The organism is Dehalogenimonas sp. THU2 (assembly GCF_039749495.1).
Lineage (GTDB): Bacteria > Chloroflexota > Dehalococcoidia > Dehalococcoidales > Dehalococcoidaceae > Dehalogenimonas.
In genome coordinates this window covers 1-17,664 of the sequence record NZ_JBDLLU010000012.1, presented here as the reverse complement: position 1 = coordinate 17,664, position 17,664 = coordinate 1, and the positions used below count along the sequence as shown (strand labels likewise).

Here is a 17,664-nt window from a genome sequence, read left to right as displayed (position 1 = left end):
CCCAGCCGGGGAAGGTCGGGATTACTGTAAATATAACAAGGAGAGTCTGTTGTCAATAGTTAAAACATTTGAACGCAACATCGGCGGGCGCAAGCTCGTCATCGAAAGCGGCAAGATGGCCTGGCAGGCCAATGGCGCCGTCACTCTGCGCTACGGCGAAACTCAGGTGCTGGTTACCGCCACCATAGCTAAGGATGCCAAGCCCGGCATTGATTTTCTGCCCCTGACCATTGAGGTCGAAGAACGGATGTATGCCGCGGGCCGCATCCCCGGCGGTTTCATCCGCCGCGAAGGCCGCCCATCGGAGAACGCTATTCTGACCTGCCGCCTGGCCGACCGCCCAATCCGCCCGCTGCTGCCCAAGAGCTGGCGCCGTGAGATCCAGGTCATTGCCACAGTACTGGCCGCGGATCAGGAGAACGATCCGGACGTCCTGAGCGTTATCGGCGCTTCCTGCGCCCTGGGCATCTCTGAGATGCCGTTCGAAGGCCCTTTGTCCGCGGTGCACGTCGGTTATATCGACGGCCAGTTCGTGCTGAACCCCACCTTCTCCCAGCTGCCGGAGAGCACGCTGGAGGTGGTGGTGGCCAGCACTAAAAAAGCGGTCACCATGCTGGAAGCCGGCGCTCATGAAGCCCCGGAAGCGCTGATGCTGGAAGCCATCCGCTTCGGCCACCAGGCCAATCAGGAGATCATCGCCCTTCAGGAAGAGATCATCGCCGCTATCGGCAAGACCAAGTGGCATGTGGATGCCCCGGTGGTCGATCCCGGCCTGTTGGCCAAGGTTGCCGCCATGGTCGATGACAAACTGGCCGCCGCTTTCTACCAGGCGGACAAGTCCCAGCGCCAGGAGAACCTGGAGAAGATCAAAGGCGAACTGCTCGATGCCCTCAGCGGCGAATTCGACTGCAACGCCATCATCAGCGCCTATGACAAGAAGATCCGGCAACTCGTACGCTCCACCATACTGGATAAGAAGGAACGCGTCAGCGGCCGGGGAATCGAAGAGATCCGTGAGCTTTCCGCTGAGGTCGGTCTGTTGCCGCGCGTCCACGGCTCATCCCTTTTCTCCCGCGGGCAGACACAGATACTGAACGTCGTCACCCTGGGTTCGCTCCAGGCGGCACAGAAACTGGACAACATCGCCCCGGATACTTCCAAGCGCTATATCCACCACTATAATTTCCCGCCTTATTCCACCGGCGAAACCAAGCGTATCGGCACCGGCCGCCGCGAGATCGGCCACGGGGCGCTGGCGGAGCGGGCGCTTTTACCCGTTGTCCCGTCCGAGGCTGAATTTCCTTACGCCCTGAGACTGGTGTCAGAAGCTTTGAGTTCCAACGGATCGACCTCCATGGCCAGTACCTGCGCTTCTTCTTTGGCGCTCATGGATGCCGGCGTGCCTATCAAAAAGGCCGTGGCCGGTATCTCCGTAGGTCTCATCACCGACGACGCCGATCCCGCTCGCTTCGTCACCCTGACCGACATCGAAGGCCTGGAAGATAACTACGGCGACATGGACTTCAAAGTGGCTGGCACCCGTGACGGTATCACCGCGATTCAATTGGATATTAAGCTCAAGGGTATCAGCTTTGAGGTTATCGAGCAGACGCTCAACCAGGCGCGCGGTGCCCGGATGACCATCCTGGATGTCATGGACAAGGCCATCAGCCACAGCCGCGCCGACCTTTCCCCCTACGCGCCGCGGATGTACAAGCTCAAGATCGATGCCTCCAAGATCGGCGCCGTCATCGGCCCCGGCGGCCGCGTCATCCGCTCCATCATTGAAGAAACCAAGACCACCATCGACATCGAGGACGACGGCACCGTGATCATCGGCGCCACCGACGGCGAATCCGCGCGGAAGGCCATCGCCATCATCGAGGGTCTGACCAAGGACATCGAGGCCGGCACCGTCTATACCGGTAAAGTTACCCGTATCATGAGCTTCGGCGCCTTCATCGAGATACTGCCCGGCAAAGAGGGCATGGTACACATCTCGGAACTGGCCAACCGCCGCGTCGACAAGGTCGAAGACATACTGAAAACCGGCGACATGGTCACCGTCAAGGTCACCGAGATAGATTCCCAGGGACGGATCAACCTATCCCGCCGCGCCCTTCTGGCGCCGCCGACCCCGGAAGAGCAGGAAGAAATGGCGCGCAACCAGCCGCCGCCCCAGCAGGGCGGTTTCCGGCGCGCCGGACCCGGCGCCCCCATGGAAGGCGGCGGACGGCCTCCTTTCCGAAGATAAAACACAGAAGTTAAATACGAATCGTGCATCACGAAATCCGAAACAAATGAAAAATGTTTCGGATTTCGGTGCAAGATAGGGTTGACCGGTATGACCATAAAAGTAGCTGTTCAGGGTGCCCTGGGTCAGATGGGGCGGGAGGTCATGAAGGCCGTTTCCGCGGCGCCTGACCTTGAACTGGTCGGCGCTTGCGATTCCAAGGCTGGGGACACATCATCGACCGTCGATGGTATCGCAGGGGGCATCCTCCTGAGTGCCGACCTCGCAAGTCTCCTGGAGGCCACCCGGCCGGACGTACTGGTGGACTTCAGCCTGGCCGCGGCGGTGCCGCAATCGGCGGAGACCGCCGCCCGCGCCGGGGTGTCCCTGGTCATCGGCACTACCGGCCTCAGCCCGGAGATGCTCAGCCGCATTGAGAACCTCACCAAGGAATACAACATCGGGGCTATCGTAGTGCCTAATTTCGCCCTGGGCGCCATCGTCATGATGGAACTGGCCCGAATTGCCGCCCGCCATTTCGACTGGGCGGAGATAATCGAATTGCACCATGAGAAGAAGGCGGATGCCCCTTCCGGCACGGCCATCGCCACCGCCAGGGCCATGGCGGCTTCCCGGGATAAGGCTTTTGAATCCCCGTCTGCCGGTAACGATCGGCCGAGCCGGGGAGAGGAGATCGACGGTGTACCGGTTCACAGCGTCCGCATGCCGGGGTTGGTGGCGCACCAGGAAGTGATCTTCGGCGCCCTGGGTCAGACGCTCTCTATTCGCCACGACACCATCAACCGCGAGAGCTTCATGCCCGGCGTGCTGACGGCGGTACGGGAGATACCCAGGCATCCCGGCCGGTTTATTTTCGGCCTGGAAAAACTGCTGGGATTCTAGTGCTTATTCCGGGCCACAAAGCCGTTTTGGAATTTGATTCTCAATGAGTTAGAATTTGTTCGGATTTCGAATTTCGGATTTCGAATTTTGTTTTTAGGGAGTCTCACTTGAAAGAATTACGAGTGGCCATAGTCGGGGCTACCGGTATGGTAGGTCAGGAATTCATCAAGGTCCTGACTCAACGAGATTTCCCGGTGAAGAGCCTGTCCCTGCTCGCTTCCGACCGCAGCGCCGGGAAAAAGCTGTGGTTCAGGGAACAGGAACTGGAAGTTCAGGAAACATCCCCCGATAGTTTCAACGATATTGACCTGGCGCTTTTTTCCGCCGGCGCCGAGATCAGCCGTCATTTCTCCCCCATCGCCGCGCGGAAAGGGGTGCTGGTTATCGACAACAGCGCCGCCTTCCGCATGGAGTCCGGGGTGCCGCTGGTGGTGCCGGAAGTAAACATGGAAGACGCCCGGAACAACAAGGGTATCATAGCCAACCCCAACTGCTCCACCATTCAGATGGTGATGGCCCTGGCGCCTCTGCATAAGGTCAACCCCATCAAGCGCGTGGTGGTCAGCACCTACCAGGCCGTGTCCGGCACCGGCACCGCCGCCATAGAAGCACTCACCGGGCAAAGCCGCACCGTACTAGACGGCCAGGCGGTAACGCCGCACGTTTATCCTCATCAGATCGCCTTCAACCTGCTCCCGGAGATAGATACCTTTCTGGATACCGGGTACACCAAAGAAGAGTGGAAGATGATGGTGGAGACGCGCAAGATCATGCATCTGCCCAACCTGCTTTTATCCGCCACATGCGTGAGGGTGCCGGTCTTCATCGGTCATTCCGAAGCGGTGAATATCGAGTTCGAACGCCCCATGTCCGCCGACGATGCCCGCGCTATCCTGACGAAAGCCCCCGGCGTCCGGGTGCTGGACGATCCGACCGTAAGCCTTTATCCCACCCCTTGGATGGCCGCCGGCACCGATGAGACCTATGTCGGACGTATCCGCGAAGATACGTCTCACGTGGGCGGTATTACCATGTGGATCGTCGCCGATAACGTCCGGAAGGGCGCGGCGCTCAATGCCGTTCAGATCGCCGAGGAAATGCTCCGGCGCGGCTGGCTGGGAGGCTGATCGTGAAAGAACTGGGACGCCTTATCACCGCCATGGTTACGCCGTTCAAGGACGACGGCAGCATCGATTTCGACCAGACCAGGTTGCTGGCCAAAGCGCTCGTTGCTTCCGGCAGCGATGGCATAGTTGTCGCCGGCACCACCGGTGAATCGCCCACTGTAACCTGGGAAGAAGAGCATGAGCTTTTCATGGCTGTGCGGGCCGCCGTCGGCGGTTCGGCCAGGGTGATCGCCGGCACCGGCTCCAACTCCACCGCGGAGGCTGTGGAGAATACCATTAAGGCCGAAAAACTGGGTGTTGACGCCGCCTTGCTGGTGGTGCCCTACTATAATAAGCCCACTCAGGAGGGGCTGTACCGCCATTTTAAGGCTGTCGCCGACGCTACCACCCTTCCCATCATCCTTTACAACGTGCCGGGCCGTACCGTCACTTCACTCTCCGCCGATACAACGATCCGCCTGTCGAAGATCCCTAACATCGTCGGCACCAAGGAAGCCAGCGGCAACCTGGGTGAGATCGCCCGGATCATCGATGAGACTCAAAAGGTTAGGCCGGATTTCACCGTCTGGAGCGGCAATGACTCAGATATCCTGCCGATGATGGCTATCGGCGCCCACGGCGTCATCAGCGTGGCCTCACACCTCGTTGGGACTCAGATCAAGCAGATGATGGAAAGTTTCGTTGCCGGGGATATCGTTCAAGCAGCCGCTATTCACCGCCGCCTGACGCCCGTTTTCAACAACCTTTTTGTGGTGGCTAATCCCATTCCGGTAAAATACGCATTGAATCATATTGGGTTCAGGGTCGGCGGCCTCAGGCTGCCCCTGACCGAGGCAGATGATAAGACGGCAGCCATCATACGGGATACCCTCGCGGGCATCCACATTGACCTGCCAAGGTATGACCGCTGACGCACTCCTGACGCCGCTCAGTCTGAAACTAACAAAACCGGCATCTCACACTTGCGCTCGAGCCTTCGCTGAAGACCCGTCGAATGAGTATCTCATTCCTGATGAAGCTAAGCGCCGTCACCTGCATTACTCCTTCGAATACTATCTGCGGTACAGCTATTTCGGCCGCAACGAGGTCTATCTGACATCGAAGCGCTGTGAAGGCGTCGCTTGCTGGGCTTCATCTGAAGAAACCGATTCATGGCTGACGCGCTGGCGCGCCGGTTACCCATTTCTGCCGTTGCACTGCGGCTGGACATCGATGCAGCGTGGCGTTGCGGCCAATAAAGAAAGCCAGCGGCTGCTGCGCGACCATGCGCCGGACCGTGTCATGCAATTGGATCTGATTGCCGTCGATCCCAAATTTCAGGGTCAAGGGTTTGCAAGTATGCTCCTCCGTCCGATGCTGCATCGGCTGGATAACGACGACATGCCCTGCTACCTGGAAACGCAGAGCCTCCGGAATGTGGAGATGTACCGGCGTTTCGGGTTTGAACTGAAAGAAACAGCGGTAATACCGGGCACCAATTTCCCGTTGTTCGCCATGTTACGTCCGCCACGCCCGGTCATGCCTGCATCGGTATCGATGTCCGAAGAGGTCAGCGCACCGTTGACAGAGGCATTATTTCAGGTTTAACATGCCGGGGAATGCCGATGCATATAAACGAGTTAACACCCCTGACCCTCGATCTGGTCGAACCCGCCTCTTTAGCCTGCGCCCGCGCCTTTGCCGGCGATCCTTCCACCCATTACCTGATCCCTGACCCATCCAAACGCCCCAATCTTCGTTATTCATTCGAGTACTATTTGAAATTGGCGGTGCTTTCCAAGGGATATGAAGTTTACGCGACATCGCCGGGATGCGAGGGGATAGCCGTTTGGGTGCAACCGGATGCCTCGGAGTCCGTCCTGGATCACTTCCGGGCCGGTTGGCCGTTTCTACCGCTGCGGTGCGGATGGCAGCATCTCTTCAGAGAAGCTGCCGTTGATGCTCATTTTGGTAAATTGCGAAGGGAATTGGCGCCCAGGCGGCATCTGTACCTGGCCCTCCTGGCTGTCGATCCGGCTCATCAGGGACACGGGTTTGCCAGCAAGTTAATTCATCAGGTGCTCGAACGACTCAACGAAGAAGGGATGCCCGCTTACCTGGAAACCCAGAATCTTAAAAACGTGGCGATGTACGGGCGGTGGGGGTTTCGGCTTCTCCGGGAGGAGACCATGCCGGGTTCAGACTTTAAAATGTATTTGATGCTTCGAGATCCGGCGAAGTCCAGTGAATGATCGTATTCGAGATAAGCCGAAGTAAAAAAGGGGCTGCCATATGGCAGCCCCTTTTAATATTGCGATGGAGTTACTTAGAGCATTGGTCTCACTTCGATGGTCTGTTCCCGCACCGGGCCGATGCAGACGTAACAGGCCGTGCATCCGGCGAGCTCTTCCAACCGGGCGACGAATTCCCTGGCCTGTTTTGGCAGGTCTTCCAGCCGGGTGATGCCGGTCGTCGATTGTCGCCAGCCGGGAAGTGTCTCGTAAACCGGTTGGCACTGGTTAAGCACCGCCGGTTCAGCCGGGAAATCCTGAATGAGATCGCCGTTGAGGCGGTAGGCGGTGCAGACCTTGATCTCGTCAAACGAATCGAGGATGTCCAGCCGGGTGATGGCCATACCGGTCATGCCGTTGATGCGGGCACTGAAACGCGCCCCAACGCCGTCGAACCAGCCGATGCGCCGCGGCCGGCCGGTGGTGGTGCCGTATTCATGAGCCAGGTCACGGATGCGGTTGCCGGTGGCATCCAAAAGTTCGGTCGGGAAAGGCCCTGCGCCGACCCGGGAGCAGTAAGCTTTAAAAACACCCAGCACGTTATCGATCCGGGTAGGGCCGATACCGGCGCCCAGGCAACCGCCGGCGGAAAGCGGCGACGAGGATGTAGCATAGGGATAAGTGCCGAAATCAGTGTCGAGCAGGGCGCCCTGAGCGCCTTCGAGGATGACCGATTTGCCCTCATCGACCATGTCGTTCAAGAGGGACGATGTTTCCCTGATATTGGATTTCAACTGCTCGGCATAGCCGCAGCAAATCTCATAAAGCTCGTCGATGTCGATCGCGGGCTTTCCGTAAAGCTTGGTCAGAATCTGGTTCTTGTATTCCAGGACGTATTCCAGCCGGGTTCTGAGGATGCCCCGATCCATCAGGTCTCCGGCGCGGATGCCCATGCGGGCAACCTTATCGGCGAAAGCCGGTCCGATACCGCGAAGAGTGGTGCCGAGAGATTTCTTGCCGCGGGCTGCTTCTTCAAGACCGTCCAGCAGGATGTGATAGGGCATGACCAGGTGGGAGCGATCGCTGATGTAAACGTTATCGGTGTTTACGCCGCGGCTGTTGAGTTCATCCCGTTCGCTGACAAAAATATCGGGATTGACCACCACCCCGTTGCCGATGACGCAGGTGCAATCCGGATAGAAGACACCGGATGGGATCAGGTGTAATTTGAAGGTGCCCTGCGAATTGATGACCGTATGGCCGGCATTGTCGCCGCCGGAGAATCGCACCACCGCATCGGCACGCTCCGCGAGCATGTCAATAACCTTCCCTTTTCCTTCGTCGCCCCATTGGGCGCCGACGATGACTGTTACTGGCATAGATTCCCCCCTAGGTCTTAATTGACCGGACACTTTCCCCGCTTAGAAGAGGGGAAAACCGAAGAGTTATTTTAACAGACTCTGCGTTAGGTGTCATTTACCGTCAAGTTGACGGTAAGCGCTCGATAAACGCTGGCCCACGGTGATATAGCTCATTACGCAGATAATAATGAGCGCGGGAATGAGCCAGTTGAAAAGCAGGCCCAGCGCCAGCACGATAACCCGCTCCGGACGCGTAAAAATACCTTCCTTGCCTTCGAGCCCGGCAGCTTCGGAACGGGCGCGCAGGTAACTCACCGTCAAGGACCCGGCCAGGGTCAGACCGGTGAGCATTATCGGCCAGGTGTTGCCGTCCGGGGCAAAATAGACCATGACGCCGATCAGCAGGGCGGCTTCGGAAAGCCGGTCCAGGGTGGCGTCCAGTATGGCGCCGAAACGGGTAACACGGCCCGACGCCCGCGCCAGTGCCCCGTCAAGCATATCGAAGAAACCGGCAAACAGCACCGCCAGACCGCCGGCCAGCAGAGCCCCGGTGGAAATGACATATGCCGCACCGATCGTGATGATGAAACCGGCTACGGTCACTGCATTGGGGCTGATGCGGCTTTTAGCCAGCGCCCGTGACAGACCGGCGGTCATGCCGCCGCCGATACGGCGCCTGGTGTCGTTAAGCGTCAATTTGCCTTCCATCTATCAGACTGTCAGTGGTTCAACGGGCGCGGTATCGGCATCCGCCGGCTGGGGTTTGCCACATCTGGCCAGCACCAACCGGTAGTATTCAGCCACCCGCCGGGCAACCTTGTCCCAGGCATAGTTCTGGACCGTTTCCAGTCCCTGGCGGCCTAATTTGTGTCTTAGCGGTTCATCTTCGACCAACCGGGAAATGGCATTGGCCAGGTCATGGGCGTGACGGGGTTTGACCAGCAGACCTTCTTTCTCATGCGTCAGCACACCTGCATACCCCGCTATATTGGAAGCCACAACCGGTTTACCCAAAGCCATCGCTTCAAGAAGAATGATGCCGAAACTCTCCTGCCCGGTGGCCGGGGCGCAGCAGATGTCCGCCGTCTTATAGTAACGCGGCAGGTCGGTGTAGCTGACACCGTCGGTAAAGACGACATCGTTTTCCAGGTGGGCGTTGCGTACCATTTTCTCGTATTTTGGTCTCAAGCGGGTGCCCGGTCCGACGATCAGCAGCCTGGTGTTCGGATGGTCCTTGTGCACCTTTTTGAAGGCGTCGATGAGATAGTTGAGGCCTTTGCGTTTTTCAAGGCGCCCGACGAACAGGATATTCACCTTACCATCGCAATATTGAGGTATTGGCTCGACCGATGTGTTGAAGTGCCCCAGGTCGATGCCGTTGGGAATAATGGTGTATTCCGCTTTGACGTACTTCGAGTGGTAATCCTGCGCCGCCGGCGAGACGGCGATATGACCGTGCAATTTGCGGGCGCGACGGTTCAGAATGAATTTGGTGATCGGCCCGCCGAAACTGTAACCCGGTCTGGCATCGGCGGCATGGAAAGTCCCGACGTTGACTGTTTTGGAATATCGCAGTATCGCCGAGCATAGCATGATCATGAATGGCTCGTGTAAGTGGATGACATCGAATTGCTCTTTGGCCAGGACCGCCTTGATCTTGTTGGCCAGACGCACCGAAATGGTGATGCGCGCCACCGACCCGGAAGCGGGCATCGGCCGCGGCGTTCCGATGTGCACGAACCTGTCTTCAAAAGTGGTCACCGGACGGGACGCGGGGGCGATGACCACCACCCTGTGCCCCATCGCGGTCAACTGCCGTTCAAGGGCCGTTACGTGGTTGGCTACCCCCCCGGGATGAGAAAAATCATACGGTGCCACCAGGGCTATTTTCACCGGCCGCCTCCCGTCCCATTCATATCACTGGACAAGACCGGTCGCTATTTGGCCTCTTTGGCTTCGGCTTTTTTGCCCTTTTTGAGTTCCGCCACACTTTCGGCGATGAAGCTTTCGGTGGCGTCATGAGCGCAGGCGTCGGAATATTGTTCCGGCGGTGATTTCATGAAGTAGGATGAAGGGCCGAAAAGGGATCCCTTGATACCGCGCTCCAGCGCCAGCTTGGCGCAGCGGACGGCGTCGATGACCACGCCGGCGGAGTTCGGGCTGTCCCAGACCTCGAGTTTGCATTCAACCAGCAGGGGCACATCGCCGAAGGTGCGGCCTTCCATGCGGATGTGGCAGAACTTGCGGTCTTCCAGCCACGGTACGTAGTCCGACGGACCGACGTGGATATCGGAAGGATTCATCTTGTAGTCCAACTGGGAGGACACGGCGTTGGTCTTGGAAATCTTTTTGCTTTCCAGGCGCTCGCGCTCCAGCATGTTCATGAAATCGGTATTGCCGCCGAAGTTGAGCTGATAGGTGCGCTCCAGTTTGACGCCGCGCTCGCGGAAGAGGTGGGTCAGGACGCGGTGCACGATGGTGGCGCCGACCTGGCTCTTGATATCGTCGCCGATAATGGGCAGACCTTTATTGATGAAGCGGTCCTGCCAGTATTTTTCACGGGCGATGAACACCGGGATGCAGTTGATGAAAGCGCAGCCGGCCTCGAGGACCTGCTCCACGTACCATTTGGTGGCTTCTTCGGAGCCGACCGGCAGGTAGTTGATAACGACATCGACTTTCTTTTCCTTGAGGATGCCGACGATATCGGCGGTGGGGCCCGGGGCTTTCTCGATGATCTGGGAGAGGTATTTGCCCAGACCGTCATGGGTCATGCCGCGTTCCACCTTGACGCCGGACAACGGTACATCGGTGAATTTAAAAGTGTTATTCGGGGTGGTGAAAATGGCTTCTGACAGGTCCTTGCCGACCTTGTTCTTGTCCACATCGAAAGCGGCCACGAACTCGATATCGCTGACGTGGTAACCGCCGAGGTTGACATGCATCAGGCCCGGGACGAACTCATTCTCTTTTGCCTTACGATAGTAGTGGACTCCCTGTACCAGAGACGAGGCACAATTGCCTACGCCAATGATGGCGACATTGATCTTGCCCAAGATATTTGGAACTCCTTTCTAATAATAGCCCGTTTAATAAACGCAGAAAGACAAACCGTTATCAATAACGATCCGGAGACACGTCGTTGTGTCAGGCGGCATCAGGTAATCCGGATGCCGTTAAACCGGTGGATGACCGGCTGTTTCGCCCTAGCCGATGCGAAAGACTTTAGTGCCACAGACAGGGCACAGGCCCTGAGTGGCCGGTTTGCCGTTTTTGAGAGTGACTTTCTTGGCGTCCTTGATCACTCGCTTGGTGCGGCACTTAACGCAATAGGCTTCCATTCGACTGACTCCTTGGATTGTCGTTCCAGCCCCATATCATCATGCATTGGGGCTTTCTTGTCAAGCTGTTTTAAGCTAACGGCACTGGAAAGTTGTGCGATTGGAATATTATCAGCATTATTACCCTCAAATCGTCGGAGCGATGAAAGCAGGAATCACCGGTAAGCCTGGTAGGCCTCCGCCATTTTCAGGAAGTAGCAGTGGAAGCGGTCGTCGAGGCCGAGTTCCGGGTGGAAGCTGGTGGCCAGCAGGTTATCCTGCCGCACCGCCACGATGGCGCCGTTGCCCAGGCGCGCCAATACCTCCGCCGGTGGTTCGGCGCTTTCGATAAGAGGAGCGCGGATGAAGACGGCGGGGAAAGGGGCTTCGCCCAGCGCGGGGACCTTCAGCTTGTCCTCGAAGCTGTCCACCTGGCGGCCGAAGGCGTTACGGCGGACAACAATCTTCATCAATCCCAGGCCTGCGGGCATATTGGGATTGGTGTTGCCGACCTCTCCGGCTAAAAGGATGGCGCCGGCGCAGGTGCCCCAGATAGGGAAGCCTTTGGCGGATAAGGCCTTGAGCTTCTCATCCAGGTGGTAAATGCCGGCCAGTTTCAGCATGGTAGTGCTCTCGCCGCCGGGGATGATGAGGCCGCTCAGGGCGTCGAGTTCTTCCGCCCTTCGCACCGCTACGGCCTTGACGCCCAGGCGTTCCAGCACGCAAATATGCTCCGCGAAGGCGCCCTGCAAAGCTAAAACACCGATCTTCAAGCCGTTTTTCGTGCTTCGTATTTCCGTTACAGCTTCACCAATTTTGCCGTCTGAACGCCATCAAGAGAGGTGATCTGCTTGAGGTTGGCGTCGGACAGGGCTTCATCGAGTGCCAGCACCATCATCGCCTGGCCGCGGGGTTTCAGGCGCGAAAGGTGCATGTAGCTGACATTGACGTCCGCCATGCCGGTGATGTTGCCGACGGCGCCGATCAGACCGGGCCGGTCGCGGTGGGCGGCGAACAGGAAGTAGCCGCCGGTGGGAACGATATCGATCCAGTATTCGTTGACCTTGACGACGTGCACCTCACCGCGGATGAAGGTGGCCGCCACTGCCAGCGGGCCGCCGGCGGTGACTGCCTGAACGGTGATGAGGCTCTGGTAGTTGTCGCACACCGGTTCCTTCTGTTCGGCGATGGCGATGCCGCGCTTGCAGGCGACGATATCGGCGTTGACCACGTTGACCCGCTCCTCTGATATCTGCTCCAGGATGCCGCCCAGCACAGTGGCTTTGAGGGCGCGGGTCTCGAATGCGGCGATCTCACCGCCGTACTTGATGGTGAGGCTCTTGAACTGGCCTTCCGCCATCTGCTGCAAGAGCCGTCCCAGGGTGCGGGCCACCTTTACATAAGGAGCGATCACCGGCAGGCTTTCCACCGGGATGTAGGGGGCGTTGACGGCGTAGCGGGCCGGACGGCCGTTGAACACGGCGATAACCTGATCCACCACATCGGAGGTAGCCATGTCCTGGGCCTCGGCGGTGGAGGCGCCCAGGTGGGGAGTGACGATGATGTTATCGACGCCGAAGAGGATGCTCTCGGTGCAGGGTTCCTGGACGAAGACATCGATGGCGGCGCCGGCCAGCTTTTTGGCGTTGATGGCGGCCACCAGCGCCTCTTCATCGATGAGGCCGCCGCGCGCGGCGTTGATGATCCGGGTTGAGGGTTTCATCATGGCCAGTTCTTTGGCGCCTATCATGTTCTTGGTCTGCGGGGTCAGCGGCACGTGCAGGGTGATGAAATCCGCTTCCTTATAGATACGTTCGAGGGTGGCCAGTTCAACCTGCATGTTCTGGGCGCGTTCTTCGGTGACGTAGGGGTCATACCCTAGGACGCGCATCTCAAAACCGCGGGCGCGCTTGGCTACTTCAGAGCCGATATTACCCAGGCCGACGACACCCAGGGTTTTACCCTTGAGTTCGGTGCCCATGAAATCGGAGCGTTTCCACTGGCAGCTCTTGAGGGAGGAGTTGGCGCGGGGGATATGGCGGGCCAGCGACAGCATCAGGGCCATGGCGTGTTCGGCGGCGGAGATGGTGTTGCCGGTGGGGGCGTTGACCACGATGATGCCCCGCTCGGTGGCGGCGTTGATATCGATGTTGTCCACGCCCACGCCGGCGCGGCCGATGATCTGGAGTTTCTTGCCGGCCTCGATGACCGCCGCGGTGACCTGTGTCTGGGAACGCACCAGGAGGGCGTCGTAATCTCCGATGGCGGCGATTAGTTCATCCGGCTTGAGACCGGTCCTGATATCGACCTCGGCTACGGCCTTGATACGTTCCACCCCGGCGGGCGAAAGGGCGTCGGCGACGAGTACTTTTTTCATCAAAATATCAAATTCTCCTCAATCATCAGCATCGCGGCGACCGTACGGCCGCCCATATCGTTTATCCGGTAAAACCCGCCTTGGGCAGGGCGACTTTCAGGGCGTCGAAAACGGCCTGGAGGTCGGCTTCCTTGACCATGCCCAGGTGACCGATACGGAAGATCTTGCCTTCGAGCGGTCCCTGGCCTCCCGCCAGTACGATATCGAATTCGTCCCGCATGATCTTGTTGAGCTTCTTGGCGTCCAGGCCGCGGTCGGCCACCACCGAGGTCACGGTATTGGAGGCGTAGCGCTCGTCAGCCAGGAGGTTCAGGCCCAATGCTTTGACGCCGTCACGGGTGAACTTGCCGTGGCGTTCGTGGCGGGCGAAGATATTTTCGATACCCTCCTCCAGCATCATCTTGAGAGCGACCTGGAAAGCAAAGACCACGGACACGTTGGGCGTCCACGGAGTCTGGCCTTTTTCCAGGCCGGCCTTGGCCTTGCCGAGGTCCAAATAGAAACGAGGCATTTTAGCCTGGGCATATGCCTGCCAGCCGGCCTCGGAGACGGAGATCATGGCCATACCCGGCGGTACCATCCAGCCTTTCTGTGAACCGGAGATGGCGACATCGATGCCCCACTCATCCACCGGGACGTTAACCGATCCAAGAGAGCTGATGCAGTCCACCAACAGCAGCTTGCCGGCGCCCTTGACGGCGGCGGAGATAGCCTTGAGGTCGTTGGTGATACCGGTGGAAGTTTCGTTATGGGTGACCAGCACCGCCTTGACCTGCGGGTTGTTGGCGAGCGCCTTTTTAACCGCATCGACATCGGCAGCCTGGCCGTGGGGGAAGTTCAACGGCACGACGACCGCGCCGTAGGTCTGGGCGATCTTGGCGAAGCGCTCGCCGAAAACACCGATGGAAACGGAAAGAACCGAATCGCCGGGGGAGAGCATGTTGACAGCGGCGGCTTCCAGCCCGGCGGTGCCGGAACCGGTAAGTAGCAGCAGGTCGTTTTTCGTTTGGAAGACCTGCTTCATGTTGGCGGTGACTTCTTTGACCATCTCGGAAAACTCGACGCCGCGGTGGTTGATCATCTGACGGCTCATGGCGGCCAGGACTTCCGGGGGGCAGGGGGTGGGACCGGGAATACGTAAGTTCTGCACAGCTCGCTCTCCTATATATACGCTAAAATTAAGAAGCTTTCAGTATATCCGAATCGATGACGCGGGCAAAGCGGCGTTTGCCGGCTTTGACGACGCAACCGCTGGCCAGGGCCGCTTTTTCACTGGTGACCTTCTCACCCTCGATCGATACACCGCCCTGGGCGATGAGACGCTTGGCCTCACCCTTGCTGGCCGCCAGGCCGGTAGCCAGCATCAGGCAGGGCAGATCGATCTCATCGCAGTCCCCGGTGCGCATCGCGTTGAAAGACACCCGGCACTCGGCGATCTCCTCCGGCAGTTCCCGCCGCTGGTGGACGCGTTCGAACTGGGCGGCGGCATCGGCCGCCTCGTCCTCGGTGTAAAGCTGTAAGAGTATCTCGCGCGCCAGGCGTTTCTTGAGCAGCATCGGGTTGGTCCGGCCGCCTTCCATGTCGCGCTGGAAGTGCCGCAGTTCCTCATCGGAAACGTCGGTCAGCAGTTCGAAGTACTGGATGATGAGATCGTCGCCGATGGACATGACCTTGCCAAAGATGGTCTCCGGCGGCTCGGCCACGCCGATATAATTGTTGAGGCTCTTCGACATCTTCTTGACGCCGTCGGTGCCGGTGAGAATCGGCGTCATAAAAACCTGCTGCGGCGTTTGACCGACCATCGCCTGGAGCTCCCGGCCGACCAGGAGGTTGAACTTCTGATCGTTGCCGCCGAACTCGACATCGGACTGTATCGCCGTCGAATCATATGCCTGGAGCAGGGGGTAGAGGAACTCGGTTATCGTGATGGGACGGTTCGACTCGAAGCGTTTCTTGAAATCCTCGCGCGCCAGCATCTGGGCGATGGTGAAGCGGCTGGTGAGCTTGATGACGTCGGCCAGGGAGAAATCCCCGAACCACTCGCTCTGCCACCGGACCTCGGTCTTCGATTTATCGACCACCTTAAAGAACTGCTGCATGTAGGTTTCGGCATTGACGCGCACCTGCTCGGCGGTAAGGGTGGGACGGGTGACGGAGGCGCCGGTGGGATCGCCGATCTGGGCGGTCCAGTCGCCGACGATGAGCACGACCTGGTGCCCCAGTTCCTGCAATTGCCGCAGTTTCCGCAGTCCCACCATATGTCCCAGGTGGATGTCCCTGGAGCTGGGGTCGAATCCCTCTTTGAGCCTTAGTTTCTTCCCGGAGGCCAGCAGTTTACGCAACTCTTCCTCGGAGATGATCTCACTCACGGCGCGTTTTAAAATGAAATCCAGTTCAAGCATCGGAGCATTCCGTTTTCATGAGAATTTGCCGGGCTTTCAAAATATCCCTGGCTATCTGGGTCTTGAGCGCATCGGCCGAAGCGAATTTTTCCTCCGGCCGGATCTGCTCTATTATAGCAATTTCCAATATACTGCCGTAAAGCTGGCCGTCAAAATCCAGCACATGGGTCTCCACCGTCCGCCGCCCGGCGCCGAAGGTGGGGCGGGTGCCGATATTGGTGATGGCGGGGACCGATTTACCCTGGACGAAAGCGACGGTAACGTAAACGCCGTCCGCGGGCAGCGCCTGATCCGGGGCCACTTCCAGATTGGCGGTGGGTATGCCCAGTTTGGCGCCGCGGCCTTCACCCGTGACCACGCGGCCTTCCAGGCTGAAACAGCGGCCTAAAAGATCGTGGACCTTCTTCATATCGCTCTCGGCCATGGCCTTACGGATAAGAGTGGAGCTGACCTTGTGGCCGTTTTTCAATCGCGGCGGAACCACAGTCACGCTGAAACCGAGTTCCCCACCCAGCGCTTTGAGTGATTCGATGTTACCCTCGCGGCCCTTGCCCAGGGCGAAATCCGGCCCGATCACCAGCCCCTTCATCGAGAGATGCCTGATCAGCAGGCGGACAAAATCGCCCGCGGGCAGGGCTGCCAGTTCTTCGGTAAAGGTCAGGCTGATGACGTGATCGATGCCCGTACCCCTGAGCAGGCGCAGGCGCTGCTCGAGCGAGGTCAAATGCGGCAGTTCCTTATGCATCCCCAGCACCAACCGGGGGTGCCCCGCAAAGGTGACTATGCCGCTCAGATAGCCGCCGGCTTTGGCTTGTGTGATGGTTTCGGTGATAAGCGCCTGGTGGCCCAGGTGGACGCCGTCGAAGACGCCGATGGTCAGGACCATCGGCCGGGCGGGTTTGATAGCGTTAAGTTCGGTTTCCAGTTGCGTCAATCTTCAATAAACCAAAGAGGGGACAACTATCCCCTCTAAAAAACTTCTGGAAATGATGGCTTATATTAGCACGAAAGGCCAAAAAGCTCAATCGAATTGCATCACGAGTTACGAGTCGTGTGTTGCGGATGGAGAGGCGGACTCTCCCTCGCCCCCTTGTCATCCTGCGCGCAAGCGGAGGATCCATTTCCTAAACTCCCCACAAACCGTCATCGTGTTCGTCCTGAGCAACGCCGAAGGGCTTATGAAGCATTGCTGCCATCTAGCGCTCCCTCTATTTGAACTATTCGGAATTTCCGAATAGTTGAGCCTTTGGCAATTTCTCCAAGAGAATAGAGATTGGACAGGTGCTCATCGACGGGCGGATTCGTACCCACCCCACGGTAGGGGCACGCTGCTGCGTGCCCTGGTCCCTAACCCTCGCCGTCCCCCATGTCATCCTACACGGCCTTTCGCCCTGAGCAACGTCGAAGGGTAAGGATCCACGGATGGGAGGTTCTTCAACGCTCAGCCGCTTCATATTTATTTTTAAAAGTGCGTTTTGCTTGGCGACCGGTGAATTTTCCCGGAACCCCGTCCGGCTCCCCCTTCCCCGGAGGGGTCATTGATGAGTGTTACGTAGAGTTTGCGGCGACATCATTGTTACCCAATAAATAAAAATTCATAAAACAATTCCGTCGCTCAGCTTTAGGCTAATCGTGGGTTTCGATAATTGAGTCGAATCCGGTTCCGGGGAAAGCCGCGCCGCCCGCACCGACGCGTCCAGGGCGGACCCGGTCAGACATGACGGCAGATCA

At 58.5% G+C, this 17,664-nt stretch carries 16 protein-coding genes; 6 read left to right on the top strand and 10 right to left on the bottom strand.

The genetic code is table 11. The features are described from left to right. Positions 1 to 49 precede the first annotated feature (49 nt). The 6 genes from ABFB09_RS07220 (at position 50) to ABFB09_RS07195 (ending at position 6,494) form a co-directional block, all read left to right on the top strand. Positions 50 to 2,254: a polyribonucleotide nucleotidyltransferase gene (locus ABFB09_RS07220; protein WP_347000834.1), complete on the top strand. Its 2,205-nt coding sequence runs from the start codon at positions 50 to 52 to the stop codon at positions 2,252 to 2,254. Between the two features lie 90 nt (positions 2,255 to 2,344). Further along, complete coding sequence (gene dapB / locus ABFB09_RS07215) at positions 2,345 to 3,136, top strand: 4-hydroxy-tetrahydrodipicolinate reductase (protein WP_347000833.1); 792 nt, start codon at positions 2,345 to 2,347, stop codon at positions 3,134 to 3,136. A gap of 107 nt (positions 3,137 to 3,243) precedes the next feature. Beyond that, entirely contained in the window at positions 3,244 to 4,263 is a 1,020-nt protein-coding gene (locus ABFB09_RS07210; protein WP_347000832.1) for an aspartate-semialdehyde dehydrogenase, read from the top strand. Positions 4,264 to 4,265: 2 nt separating this feature from the next. Continuing rightward, a complete protein-coding gene (gene dapA / locus ABFB09_RS07205) occupies positions 4,266 to 5,174 on the top strand; it encodes a 4-hydroxy-tetrahydrodipicolinate synthase (RefSeq protein ID WP_347000831.1) in 909 nt (302 codons plus the stop codon). After that, complete coding sequence (locus ABFB09_RS07200) at positions 5,164 to 5,850, top strand: GNAT family N-acetyltransferase (RefSeq protein ID WP_347000830.1); 687 nt, start codon at positions 5,164 to 5,166, stop codon at positions 5,848 to 5,850. Before dapA ends, ABFB09_RS07200 begins: the two co-directional genes overlap by 11 nt. Positions 5,851 to 5,867: 17 nt before the next feature. Next, positions 5,868 to 6,494, top strand: coding sequence for a GNAT family N-acetyltransferase (locus ABFB09_RS07195; RefSeq protein WP_347000829.1), 627 nt, complete (start codon positions 5,868 to 5,870; stop codon positions 6,492 to 6,494). Positions 6,495 to 6,568: 74 nt separating this feature from the next. Here the strand turns inward: ABFB09_RS07195 and ABFB09_RS07190 are convergent, their stop codons facing one another. The 10 genes from ABFB09_RS07190 to ABFB09_RS07145 form a co-directional block, all read right to left on the bottom strand. After that, positions 6,569 to 7,852 (bottom strand): adenylosuccinate synthase, encoded by a 1,284-nt coding sequence (locus ABFB09_RS07190; protein ID WP_347000828.1) that lies wholly within the window; start codon positions 7,850 to 7,852, stop codon positions 6,569 to 6,571. 93 nt (positions 7,853 to 7,945) lie between these two features. Then, complete coding sequence (locus ABFB09_RS07185) at positions 7,946 to 8,542, bottom strand: CDP-alcohol phosphatidyltransferase family protein (protein ID WP_347000827.1); 597 nt, start codon at positions 8,540 to 8,542, stop codon at positions 7,946 to 7,948. 3 nt (positions 8,543 to 8,545) lie between these two features. Further along, positions 8,546 to 9,727, bottom strand: a complete 1,182-nt coding sequence (locus ABFB09_RS07180; RefSeq protein ID WP_347000826.1) for a glycosyltransferase family 4 protein — start codon at positions 9,725 to 9,727, stop codon at positions 8,546 to 8,548. A gap of 44 nt (positions 9,728 to 9,771) precedes the next feature. After that, on the bottom strand, positions 9,772 to 10,890 hold the full coding sequence (locus ABFB09_RS07175; RefSeq protein WP_347000825.1) for an inositol-3-phosphate synthase: 1,119 nt from the start codon (positions 10,888 to 10,890) through the stop codon (positions 9,772 to 9,774). Positions 10,891 to 11,040: 150 nt separating this feature from the next. Beyond that, the gene (locus tag ABFB09_RS07170) at positions 11,041 to 11,175 is read right to left on the bottom strand and encodes a DUF5679 domain-containing protein (RefSeq protein WP_347000824.1); all 135 of its coding nucleotides are present in this window, start codon (positions 11,173 to 11,175) and stop codon (positions 11,041 to 11,043) included. A 155-nt stretch (positions 11,176 to 11,330) separates the two neighbouring features. Continuing rightward, positions 11,331 to 11,927, bottom strand: coding sequence for a pyridoxal 5'-phosphate synthase glutaminase subunit PdxT (gene pdxT / locus ABFB09_RS07165; protein ID WP_347000823.1), 597 nt, complete (start codon positions 11,925 to 11,927; stop codon positions 11,331 to 11,333). 26 nt (positions 11,928 to 11,953) lie between these two features. Further along, positions 11,954 to 13,531 (bottom strand): phosphoglycerate dehydrogenase, encoded by a 1,578-nt coding sequence (gene serA / locus ABFB09_RS07160; RefSeq protein WP_347000822.1) that lies wholly within the window; start codon positions 13,529 to 13,531, stop codon positions 11,954 to 11,956. A gap of 61 nt (positions 13,532 to 13,592) precedes the next feature. After that, positions 13,593 to 14,681 (bottom strand): alanine--glyoxylate aminotransferase family protein, encoded by a 1,089-nt coding sequence (locus tag ABFB09_RS07155; protein WP_347000821.1) that lies wholly within the window; start codon positions 14,679 to 14,681, stop codon positions 13,593 to 13,595. A 28-nt stretch (positions 14,682 to 14,709) separates the two neighbouring features. Next, complete coding sequence (gene tyrS / locus ABFB09_RS07150; protein ID WP_347000820.1) at positions 14,710 to 15,933, bottom strand: tyrosine--tRNA ligase; 1,224 nt, start codon at positions 15,931 to 15,933, stop codon at positions 14,710 to 14,712. Continuing rightward, complete coding sequence (locus tag ABFB09_RS07145) at positions 15,926 to 16,867, bottom strand: bifunctional riboflavin kinase/FAD synthetase (RefSeq protein ID WP_347000819.1); 942 nt, start codon at positions 16,865 to 16,867, stop codon at positions 15,926 to 15,928. The genes tyrS and ABFB09_RS07145 overlap by 8 nt, the downstream gene beginning before the upstream one ends. Between the last annotated feature and the right edge of the window lie 797 nt (positions 16,868 to 17,664).